A 13,119-nucleotide genomic window follows, 5' to 3' on the forward strand; every position below is an offset into this window, starting at 1 on the left:
ACAGGTGGCCAGTAATCAAAACTATCAGTTCACATTAACAATTAAACATACGGACTATATTGTCAGGGATCACCGGGTGCATGGCACCCGGATTATACCCGGTGTCACATTTTTAGATATGATATACCGTATGGCGCTGAGTAAAGGTTTGCCTATTGAAGAACTCGAGTGTCAGAATATTTTGTATTTGGAACCTGTAGCAACATCGGATACCTTTGACAGAGAAATCCGCATCCGTTTTCAGGGATTGGAACAGGGATGGGAAATCCAGGCGAAGAGCAGAAAGGTAAAAGATGACCGGATTCTGGATGAAAGCTGGGATGAGAATATGAACTGCAGGCTCATGCAGAAATTCCCAGAAAGCATGAGTTCAATTCATATCGATGAAATCAAACATGCCTCCGTCCGTGAAGCCGATATGGAGATATGTTATGACTATTTAAAAAAGGTTGATATAGAGCATTTTGAATTTATGAAGAGTCTGGGGAAGGTTTATGCGTCTGATCATTCTGTACTTGCAGAGTTGTCGCTCAGCCAAATTGCCAAACAATATACCGGCTATTTTCAATTGCATCCCACTTTTCTTGATGCGTCTACCATCATATCGATCCTTTATCAGGCATGTCCCGAATATTTTACACAAGGATCTCCGGCAAGCCGGATGAAAACGTATATTCCCATTCATATTGAATCTTTCCGTATGACGAAGCGCCTGGAAGACAGGTGTTATGTGTACATAGAGAAGCAAGACCAAAATCATGATTCAGGGGATGTCATCCAAGTCAGTTACGGTTTGTACGATGCACACGGGGAGATGATCGCTTATTTTACCCGGCTGTCTGTGAAACATATTCGCTCAAAAGATTTAATTGAAAATCTGAAGCAGACTCGTTTAGAAACTGAAGCGGCTTCTCAGCCAAAAGACGGCCTGATGAGAAAAGATTCAATCATAGATCGAAGCGAAAGCATTGAGACACACCTTAAAGAATTAATATCCGGGGTTTCAAATATAGATCTGCGTGACATAAGGACAGACATTGGTTTTTATGAACAAGGCCTGGATTCCGCTTCTTTGCTTGCCATTGTCAAAGAACTTGAAAACAAAACAGGGGAACAGCTGTATCCTACACTCCTGTTTGAGCAGAAAACGATCCGGGAACTCGCCGCGTATATTAAAGAAAATCAAAAAATGTCCAGTTATTTCTTAACGCAAAATCAACCGGCTGAAAAGCCTGACATGAAAGAAAGTAAGAACGAAAATCTTTCCGCTCTTATAACAGAAGGAGACATTCAGCAGCTGATCGCAGACATCAAAGGGACTGCCCCTGAAACACTCTCTGTGGTAAAAGGTTTTTATGAACAAGGCCTGGATTCCGTCACACTTATGCAAGCCGTAAAGGCATTGGAGGAGAAAACAGGCAGGGAACTGTATCCTACTTTATTGTTTGAGTATCCGACGATTCAAAAACTTGCAAATTATTTTGTGGAGAGCGGGGAAAAGACTTCCGTTGACAAAGACCTCCCTCTACATCATGGAGAGAATCATACGGCTCTGACCTATTTAACGCCGTATTGGAGACAAAAGGCTGCCGCTTGGGACCCGCATTGCGGAAATAAAAAGAAAAGAACATGTCTGCTGTTTCAATATGACAGAGAGCTTTTTCATTTTATGCGGGAAAATGCTGAAAATGGATTCGAAAATACACAGATCATTCTCGTTTTATCAGGGAATCGTTTCTCCTATCACGGAGACGGAATTTATGAGATAGATCACAGGGAGGAAGCCCACTTTGACAGGCTTGCAGCTGATCTGAAAAAAAGGGGGCAAATGCCCGACACCGTGGTGTACGGGTGGCCGGAAGGATCATTTGCCGGCCCGGAAAAAATAAGTGAACAGCTTTCTAAAGGGGCTTACCCGCTATTCTTTTTCAGCCGGGCATTGATGCGCAGCAAGGCGGAAAAAAAGGTTGTATCGCTTTTCCTTTATCCGGCGGACCATAAAAATGATCAGCCGCTTTACGCTTCAGTCCATGGCGCAGGGCAGTCTATTTTGCTTGAGAACCCGAAACTGGCCCTTAAGACAATCGGGATATCAGTTTCAGACAAGACATCGTTGCCGGCTCTTACAGCTGAAATCATCAGATGCGAATCAACTGAAGCGCATCCGGGAGAAACCGATCTTTATTATGAAGGAAATGTGCGCTGGGTCCGTGCCTTACGGGAAGCAGAACCGGCTCAAAACTCAGATTTCTCCTTTAAAGAAAACGGAGTATACATGATTACAGGAGGGGCCGGCGGCTTAGGCCTTATATTTGCAGAACATATCGCAGCGCAAACGAAAGCCAATATTATTTTAGCGGGCCGTTCTGAACTGACGGAAGACAAAAAGAACAAAATCAGCCGAATGAAAGCAGGCGGTTCTTCCGTTCAATATATAAGAGGAGATTTTTCAGATAGCCGCGATGCAGAGCGAATCATAAAAACTATTAAAAGGAAATTCGGAGAAATCAACGGTGTGATACACAGTGCCGGTGTGACGCACGACGCTTTATTGATTCAAAAATCAAAAGATGAAATTCAGGAAGTGATCGCTCCGAAAATAAATGGGACGGTCTTATTGGACAGCTTGCTGCAAACCGAACCTTTGGACTTCTTTGTGATGTTTTCATCAAGCAGCTCGATGTACGGGAATATCGGACAGACGGATTATGCATTGGCTAACCGGTTCATCGATCTTTTTGCTGAGTGGCGTGAAGGAATGAGGCGGAAAAAAGAACGCTCCGGCGTCTCAGTAGCCATCGGCTGGCCCCTATGGGAAGACGGCGGCATGAAAGTGGATAAACAAACTGAAAAATGGATGAAACAAAAAATCGGTATGGTTCCCCTTAGTAAAACCAATGGGATCAAAGCTTTTCAAGATTCACTCTCTATGAACGCATCACAGCTGATCGTGTTTGAAGGTGACAAAGAAAAATTGGAATCTGCACTTCAAGATACCTTCAAGGAGGATGAAAGCCGTGAGATCCAAATAAATGAAACAGCTGATACAAGGCATCAAGACATTGCCATTATCGGTTTAAGCGGAAAGTATCCGATGGCTGAAGACTTACCTGAATTTTGGGAGAATTTAAAGAGCGGAAAAGATTGTATTACAGAAATCCCGCCTGACCGCTGGAATATAGATGATTTCTTCAGCGAAGACAGAGATATGAAAGGGAAGTCTTACAGCAAGTGGGGAGGTTTTATCAGCGGAGCCGATCAATTTGATCCGCTTTTCTTTCATATTTCCCCACGGGAAGCAGAACTTATGGATCCCCAGGAAAGGCTCTTTTTAGAAACGGCCAAAAATTGTTTTGAAGACTCAGGGTACCCGAGAAACATGCTGGAAAAGATGAAAGTCGGTGTATTTGTCGGTGCAATGTGGGGCCAATATCAACTATTTGAAGGAGAAGAAAACGGAGCGGCTTTCTCGCCGGCTTCCGTCTATTCTTCAATTGCCAATCGGGTGTCTTATTATTTTCATTTAAAAGGTCCGAGTTTGGCTCTGGATACAATGTGCTCTTCATCATTGACCTCTATTCATTACGCATGCCAAAGCATACATTGCGGAGAGAGCGATATGGCATTAGCCGGCGGAGTGAATTTGTCAATACATCCGAATAAATATAAGTTCCTCAGCATGGGACAGTTTCTATCAAGTGACGGCAGATGCCGGAGTTTTGGAAAAGACGGAAGCGGTTACGTTCCCGGTGAGGGAGTCGGAGCCGTATTGTTAAAACCATTGAAAAAAGCAATAGAAGATCAAGATCAAATATACGGTGTGATTAAGGGAAGCGCCGTTAACCATGGAGGAAAGACGAGCGGGTATTCCATACCGAATCCGGATGCGCAGGCGGAGGTCATTTCAGAAGCGCTTCGTAAAGCTGACATTGATCCGAACACCGTCAATTATATTGAAGCGCATGGAACAGGGACATCATTAGGCGATCCGATTGAAATTCAAGGACTCAAAGATTCCTATCAATTGAACCATCCTTGCGCCATCGGTTCGGTGAAATCCAATATCGGACATTTAGAATCTGCGGCAGGAATCGCTGCGGTAACGAAAGTGCTTCTCCAAATGAAGAATAAGCAGCTTGTTCCTTCTCTGCATTCCGATATTGTTAATCCGTTTATAGATTTTGATCAGGTTCCTTTTCAAGTGCAGCGGAAAGCGGCTGAATGGAATATTCCGCAAAACAGCCATGCTGTTCATCCTTTGAGAGCCGGGGTAAGCGCTTTTGGGGCAGGAGGAACAAACGCGCATCTTATATTGGAAGCGTATGAACCGCCAAAAGCTTTTGATCATCAAAGCGGCCGAGTGATCTTTGTTTTATCGGCTCAAGACAAACAACGGCTGATAAAATATGCAAAGGTTATGGCTGATTTTCTATCAGAAAATGAATCGAAGGATAACAATCATAAACTGCGTCTTCAGGATATTGCCTATACACTTCAGACGGGACGCGATCATATGGAAGAACGGCTGGCGATAGTGGCAGATTCCGGGCAGGTCATTGCTGAAGAGCTTTCAGCTTATATCAGGGGTGAAAAAAGCAGCTTGAGCCATACCGGTAATACATTCGAATCAGAAGTTCACAATGAAATGCCTCACGTTTGTTCAGATTACGCCGAAGCAGCATCCAAATGGGTAAATGGAAGAAAGATAGATTGGGAGACTTTTGAGGTGAATCGGAATGCCCGCAGGATTTCTATTCCGGGACAACCGCTGATCAAACAGCGGTATTGGATAGCGGAAAAAGGGGAAGCACTTGTTTCAGCGGATGTGAGTAAGACGGGTCACCCTTTCTTGGGGAGTAACACGTCCGATTTTCATCAGTTCAGTTTCACGAAAAAAATCAGCCGTAATCATCCGTTCGCACTAAGTCTGTCTGAAGGAAACGTGTCCTTTTTCCCTTATGCATCTTTGGCTGAAATGGCTATCGTCAATGCAGCGGCGGCATTTGGACAACCAGTTCAAACATTGACCGATTTATTGTGGAACGAAAGCATGAACGGAATGACAGATATACGGGAACTGATGATTACGCTGACGCCTGAGCGTGACTTTGCGCGGTTTGACATATATGCAAACACAAAAAATGAGAATAAAGTACGACTTGCCAGCGGAAATGCGCATATGGTTAAGCCTGAAAGCGGTATGCTTCCTGAAGCGCTTGATATTGCTGAAGTCAAATCAGAAATGACTGAACATCCGGCTGAAGCGCCTTTTGTCATTGAATCAGCGAAAAACAGTTACGGAATGCTGTCGCTTCATTCAATGCCGGATGAGCTTTATGCAAAAAGAGAAAATTTTACGATTTCTCCTGAAGCGCTTGAGTCCGCGATTCAAGCCAGTGCATTTTTTGTCAGCGGAGAAACCTTCCCGGAATTGATCGGAATGGGAGCGGCGGATGTCTATCAGCCTCTCGCTCAAAATTTTTATGTTTATACTCAAAAAGTGAACCGGCAGAACAGCCGTGATGTAACGTGTCATATGACATTTACAGATGGAAACGGAAGCATTCTGGCGGAGTGCAGAGATGTGAGATTCAGATATGGTCATGAAAAAGACACTGTTCAGACGGACGATGAACTCATTCGTCTCCTGCGTCAATTGGAAACCAATGATATTGATCAGAAGGCTGTATTGAAACAATTAATGGGGGAAGAATGATGAACGGAAAACGTGAACAAATCAGCGATATTCTTGATCTGATTCAAACAGGACAAATGTCGGCTGACGAAGGCTATGCCCGTGTGACATCCATTCAGAATCAAAAATCACGGGCATCGAACCATCCTCTTTTATATTACAAGCCGGAATGGACAGAATCGTTCATTCCGAGTACGAAGAGCGTACCCTTGACGGGATTGCTCCTGATTTTTGCAGAAAATGAACGGCAAATACAAGAATTGAGCGGTTTGTTTAAGGACTGCACTCTCTTGTTTGTCATCCGCGGAGAAGAATTTGCTGTTTTACATGATGATACGATTTGTATGAACCACGTGAAAAAAGACGATTATCTAAAGCTGTTCCGATACATTCATGATCATTATCAGCCGCCCGAAAAGATTTTTCACTTGTGGTCTGATTCTCAGGCTGACATGAGTAAGGGAGGTATACAGAAACAATTGGAAAACGGATTGTTTTCTCTTCTGTATATTACACAGGCGCTGATTGAATTAAAATGGAAAAAGATAATAAAACTGACGCATATTTTTCAAACTCAGAATAAAGAACAACTGCCGCTGCATCATGCTCTCGGCGGATTGGTGAAAACCGTTCACCAGGAACACCCCAATTTTCACTATCAGATTATCAATATCACTCAATCAGAGGGTGCGGGAGCCGCTCTTCCAGCAATAGCTGATATATATCAGAGAGAGTGTGACGAAAAACGGGATATCCATTTTGAAGTGCGCTATGAAAACGGCAGACGTTTTACGAAAAGCTATAATAAAGCCGGCTCATTCGATTTAACCCAGCCGCTGAAACATCATGGGAATTATCTGATTACAGGAGGCCTGGGCGGTCTCGGTTATATACTGGCAAAACATCTGTCGGAAAAATGGAAAGCGAATCTCATATTGACAGGGCGCTCTGATTTAACTGAAGAGCAGAAAAAAAAGATCGAATATTTAAGAAGTTCAGGTTCAACAGTTGAATATATCCGATCTGATGTTTCAAAACAAAGTGATGCTGAACGGATGTTTGCTTTTGCAAAAGAGCAGTTCGGCACCTTGCATGGAGTATTTCACAGTGCCGGCGTACTCCGTGACTCTTTTATCTTAAGAAAGACAAAAGAAGAAATCGATCAAGTCACAAGTTCGAAAGTTTATGGCACGCTCTGGCTGGCGGAAGAAATCAAAAAAATGAAAGTTGAATTACTTGTCTTGTTTTCATCCACATCGGCAGTCTTCGGCTCAGCCGGCCAATGTGACTATGCTTTCGCCAATGCCTTTTTGGATCAGTATGCAGCAGTTATGACCGCAAAAGAGTCTGCCGAAAGGGTAGTGTCAGTCAATTGGCCGCTATGGACTTCCGGCGGGATGAATATTGACGATGAAGGAATATCCTACATGAAACAGGAACTCGGCCTTGACCCGTTAGATGACGGTGACGGAATACAGGCTCTGGAGAACAGCTTGTGTCAATCATCTGAACAGCTGATCGCCCTGAAAGGCCGAAAAGAAAAGATTGAGGATGTGCTGAAGCGTGCCGGCACAATCAGCTTACATTCAGACCAGCAGGAAGATGCCGATTTGCAAAGCGATGAATTAAGACAAAATATCATCAGCTATCTAAAAAATATAATGTCAGAGGAATTGAAATTACCGGCCTCACTCATAGATGAAAAACAATACCTGGAGAAATACGGCATTGATTCAGTGATGATCATGCGTCTGACCAAAAAGCTGGAGCAAAGTATCGGCAGATTGTCGAAAACATTATTTTTTGAATATCATTCCATATCGCAGTTAGCCGAATATTTCCTGAGTCATCACAGCGAACGAATGATGAAACTGCTGGACCCGGCCGGCAAATCTGAACTTGTTTCATATCAAAAAAAGCAAAAAAGAAAACCAGTGGAAACAAAAGCGCCGGCACGCTCTGAAGGAGAAGGTTCAAAAGAGCACATTGCGGCCGATCCCCTTTCTGCTGATATAGCCATTATCGGTGTCAGCGGCAGATATCCGGGTGCGGAAAACATCAGAGAGTTCCAGAATGTGCTGATGAATGGACGGGATTGCGTAAGCGAAATTCCTGATGACCGGAAGGAAATGCTCGAGGGAAGCTGCTATAAGTGGGGAGGTTTTCTGAAAAATCCAGACCGGTTTGATCCTTTATTTTTCCGGATATCACCGAAAGAAGCTGCTTTTCTTGATCCTCAGGAACGTCTCTTTTTAGAGACAGTGTACAATACCATAGAGGATGCGGGTTATAAACCTTCAGATCTGACACGCAAAAAGGTCGGAGTATTTGCAGGCGTCACATATGGAAGCTATCAATTTTTCGGCGTTGAAGAATCACTTAAAGGAAATGAACTGGCCGTCGGGTCTCCATTTTCTGCAATAGCAAACAGAATATCGTATTTCTTTAATTTTAAGGGGCCGAGTATGGCGGTGGATACAATGTGTTCATCCTCTCTTAACGCCATTCACTTAGCCTGTGAAAGTATACGAAGAGGAGAAAGCACACTTGCTGTTGCGGGCGGGGTCAATCTTACGCTTCATCCGAATAAATATACATTATTAAATCAAAGCCGCTTCTTTGCAAGTGATGGCCGATGCCGTACATTCGGCGAGGGCGGTGACGGTTATGTACCGGGAGAAGGAGTGGGCTCCGTACTTTTAAAGCCGGCGGCGGAAGCGGTAAGGGACGGAGATCATATTTATGCGCTGATTAAAGCGACAGCGGTCAATCACGGAGGGAGAACAAACGGTTTTACGGTTCCTAATCCAAATGGTCAGTCTGAACTGATACAGGACGCGCTTCAGAAAGCTTGTATTGACCCTCGTACAATTAGTTATATTGAAGCTCACGGAACGGGAACTTCTCTGGGAGACCCGATTGAGATCACCGGATTAACAAAAGCGTTTCGGGAATTTACGGAGCATACTCAATATTGTTCAATCGGTTCTGTCAAATCAAATATCGGTCATCTTGAGGCCGCAGCTGGAATTGCCGGTTTGACAAAGGTTCTTTTGCAAATGAAACTGAAAAAACTGTTTCCTTCCATACATGCAGAGACGTTGAATCCAAATATTGATTTTAAAGCATCTCCCTTTTATGTACAGCGGTCATTGCAAGACTGGAAGAAACCGAAACTGCAGGAAAACGGAAAAACAGTAACTGTTCCGAGAAGAGCGGGAATCAGCTCATTCGGAGCAGGAGGAACGAATGTTCATATCATTATAGAAGAATATGAAGAAACAAACGTCTCAACAGAACATGTTGAGAACGAACCGCATATTGTCCTGTTATCTGCCAAAGACAATGAACGTCTTCTTGAGTATGCCGAAAACATGAAAGATTTTATTCAGCGTTCACTAAGTCCTGAAGTAAAGGATAAACAGCCTGATATGAAAGAAAAGGTGAATGAAGTACTCAAACCGTTTGTTTCGGAATTGCTTCATATTCATCCGGAAGAAATTAATATTTCTGATCACCTGAGTGAATTTGGCGTAGGTCCTTTGGAATTAAGCCGGATGGCGGATTTTATTAACGAAATGTTTCATATTGAACTCACGATGTATGAATTAACGGATTGCCCCTCCATTCAAGCGGTTACTGAATACTTACTGAAGGAATATGCCGGAGCGATAAGAGACATGTTCCCGAATGAAGTGATGGAAGGCGGCCAATCGGAAAGCGTCGTTTTACGGGATCTGGCATACACTACACAATCGGGCAGAGAAGCGATGGAGGCCAGAGCGGCGATTACCGGTACCTCTCTTAAAGAAATGAAAGATAAATTATCTCAGTTTTGCCGCGGTGACAAGCAAGTTCCAGGCGTATATGTTAATCAGCAATCAGATGCATTTGCTGAAAAAATGAAGGCGTTAACGGAAGGCAGAGCAGGCGAATTGTTTGTAAAGACCATTATTGAGAACGGTGAAGCGGAAAAGCTGGCTCAATTATGGGTTTGGGGGGCGGATATCGACTGGAAATCCGTTCATCAACATTTACAGCAGCCGGGTAAACGGATCTCAATTCCGACTTATCCGTTTGCAAAAGAACGTTATTGGGTTCCGTCCAGGACTGAGAGGACAGAGATCCCTCAGCATTCTTCTCAACATCACTTGCAAAAAAAATGGAGGGAGAATCCGTTTGTAAATCCATCCGAAACAAAAGAGTACGGACTGACAGTCGCATTTGTGAATCAAGACACAGAATCAATTGCCCGCACCATTTGTCCGGATATAGATCAGGAGAATCTGATTGTCATAAAACATCACTCTTCATTTATAAAACACTCTGATCAAATGTTTGAGTGTTCTTTATTAGATGAAACCCACGCATACGACGTTATCTGTGAGATCTTCTCGGGCGGTGAGCGGCAGGTCGAAAATATATTTGATTTCTCAGATATCGGAAACCAGAGTGAAAATCAGAACGGCATCCCATATGGTAAATTCTTATTTATACAAGAAATAATTAAGCGGAGTAAAAAGGAAACACCATTATCCATTTTACAACTAACCAATGGCTTGCAGGTATTTAAAGCGGAAAAACCAAAGCTGACGGGTGCAGAATCAGCGGCTTTTCTGAAAGCCCTTTCTGCGGAATACGGCTTTGTTCATGTGAAAACAATAGATATAGACAGCATGAAAGAAACGCATAAGCTGAAACAAATCTTTGAGATTGAAAGGGCGCAATGTACCGGAGAGAATGAAGTATGCTACCGCAGCGGCGTCAGGTATGTTCCGTATTTTGAAGAAGAAAGAATCCATACCGGCGGCGGTCCTGTTTCATTTCCTGCGGATAAAGCCATCGTCATTACCGGCGGGACAGGGGGCATTGGCAGAGCAATAGCTGAAGATTTGGTGAAACGGGGAGTGAAAAAACTCGTGCTGACGGGTACACGTCCATTACCTTTGCGAAGTGAATGGGATCATTTGCTGAAAGAGGGCAGACAGGACGAAAAGACAGTCAGCAATATAAAACTGTTTCAAAGTTTTGAAGAAAAAGGTGTCGACTATCTGTATTACAGCGGTTCTCTCACAAATGAAGAGAAGCTTCGATCATTCTTTCACCAAGTAAGCCTTGAATTTAAAGATATTAGCGGTGTCATACACTGTGCCGGACTGCACAGCGGCGGAAATCCGGCCTTTATTCATAAAAGAATGAGTGAATTTAAGACGGTGTACGGGCCGAAAGTCACTGGACTTCAGAATTTGGAGCGGATTTTTAATAATAGGCCGCTGGATTTCTTTATTCTGTTTTCATCAATTGCAGCACAGTCACCCAAACTGTCGAAAGGAATGACTGATTACGCGTCTGCAAATGCATATATGGACTATTTCGCGGCTTATCATTTTCAAAAGGGGAGAACGTATTTCACGTCCATCAATTGGCCGAGCTGGAAAGAAGTCGGAATGGGTACTGTGACGAGTCCTTTATATGATGAATTGGGATTGGACTCTCTATCCACGCGGGAAGGACTGGCGATTTTGTATCATGCACTGGAGAAAAAATCGGCCAATATCATTCCTATCGTGAAAAAAGGAACAGTGTTTCATGCAGACAGTCTCCTGAACATCAATAAAACCGGCAAGGCTTCATTTCCAGCTCGAAGACAGGAGACTCCCGGCACTTTTGATCATTCAGAAGGGCTTGTCAGTGAACTTTCTGCCGTATTTGCCGAGGAATTGAGCATACCCCTTGAAAAGCTTAACCCAAATACGGATTTTCAGGAATACGGTGTGGATTCTATACTTCTTGTCAGCATTATACATCGTATAGAAGCAATGATTCAGAAAAAAATCGACCCTACTGTGCTTCTTGAACACAACACGATTCATGGTCTCGCGGAATATATCGGTAAGACGGCGCCGCCGTTGAAAAAACAAATCGAACAGACTGATTCTCAAAGCAGCAATCAGCATGATATGCAGTCTGTGACGAGCCGAAATACAGAACCGCAGACGGCTTCCTCTGCAAAGATAGCTGTTATCGGAATCGGATGTAAGTTTCCGGGCGCGGCTGATAAAGAGGAATTTTGGGACAATCTGAGAAAAGGGAAGAATCATATTAAAGAAGTACCTGATTCCCGGTGGAATATAGAAGAAAATTACTCTCCGGTGCAGCAAAAGGGAAAAAGCATCAGCAAATGGGGAGGATTTATTAATGGAATCGGCAGCTTCGATCCGGAGTATTTCCGTATGGAAGAGGAGAAAGCCATCCAAACGGATCCGCTGATAAGACATTTCTTAGAAACGAGTGTACAGACTGTACGTGATGCCGGTTATGAAGAAACAGAATTATCGGGAAAAAAAGTCGGCGTATTTGTCGGTTCCAGAATGGGCGGCTACGGTCACAAACTGCCGAAAGAAAGCAGCAGCCACATCGTCGGGCTTAGTCAAAACTTTATTGCTTCACATGTGTCGCATTTCTTTAATTTTCACGGTCCAAGCATGGTATCTGATACCGCTTGTTCTTCTTCATTAGTCAGCATTCATTTAGCCTGCCAAAGCATAAAAAACGGTGATTCAGAAATGGCGCTGGCAGGAGGGGCGGATCTGCTTTTGGATGAAATTCCTTACCTGATGTTAACAGAAGGAGGAGCTCTTTCGCCGGACGGTCAGTGTTTTACTTTTGATGAAAGGGCAAACGGCTTTGTACCCGGAGAGGGTTTTGGCGCTGTTCTGTTAAAACCGCTGGAGAAAGCAAAAGCTGACGGAGATCGGATATACGGTATCATTGAAGCATCAGCTATTAATAACGACGGTGCGACAATGGGAATTACGACTCCGAATCCTAAGCTTCAAGAGCAGGTTATTCAAGATGCATTTGAAAAAGCCGATATCACTCCCGGATCAGTCAGCTACGTCGAAACTCACGGCACAGGCACGATGATTGGAGATCCGATTGAGCTTCAGGCTCTGACAAAAGTATTCCGAAGAGACACAAACAAAACGCAATTTTGCGGAGTAGGAAGTGTAAAAACCAATATCGGACACTTATTAAGCGCCGCCGGAGCGGCAAGTTTCATTAAAGTGATTTTATCAATATGGCATAAGGAAATTCCGCCTACATTGAATTGTGAAACGCCAAATCCCCGCTTTGAATTTGAAAAGTCGCCTTTTTATCCGAATACAGAACTGAGAAGCTGGAAGGATGGAAAACGGAGGGCGGGCATCAGCGCTTTCGGTTTCGGCGGAACAAACGCCCACCTTTTGGTAAGCGGCCTGGATGATTCATATCATTCCGTCAGAACTCCGCTGCCGCCTGCCGAGTTTGTCAGAAAAGAGTACTGGCCGGATTCAAATCGAAAAAAACAAATCAAACAGAATAAAAAACGGCTTCTTGAAATTATTGATGAAACAGAGTAGCACCTGCTCTGTTTCTTTACT

2 protein-coding genes are annotated in these 13,119 nt (G+C 43.7%); both read left to right on the forward strand.

Annotated features, from left to right (window positions below; genetic code table 11):
• Positions 1-4 precede the first annotated feature (4 nt).
• Positions 5-5,716 carry a type I polyketide synthase gene (locus tag HAP68_RS07020; RefSeq protein WP_041482362.1) on the forward strand — a complete coding sequence of 1,904 codons (5,712 nt, stop codon included), beginning with the start codon at positions 5-7 and terminating at the stop codon, positions 5,714-5,716.
• Positions 5,716-13,098: an SDR family NAD(P)-dependent oxidoreductase gene (locus HAP68_RS07025; RefSeq protein ID WP_024085259.1), complete on the forward strand. Its 7,383-nt coding sequence runs from the start codon at positions 5,716-5,718 to the stop codon at positions 13,096-13,098. The genes HAP68_RS07020 and HAP68_RS07025 overlap by 1 nt, the downstream gene beginning before the upstream one ends.
• Positions 13,099-13,119: the final 21 nt, after the last annotated feature.

The organism is Bacillus sp. Bvel1, from assembly GCF_014872755.1.
GTDB classification, from domain to species: Bacteria; Bacillota; Bacilli; order Bacillales; family Bacillaceae; genus Bacillus; species Bacillus velezensis.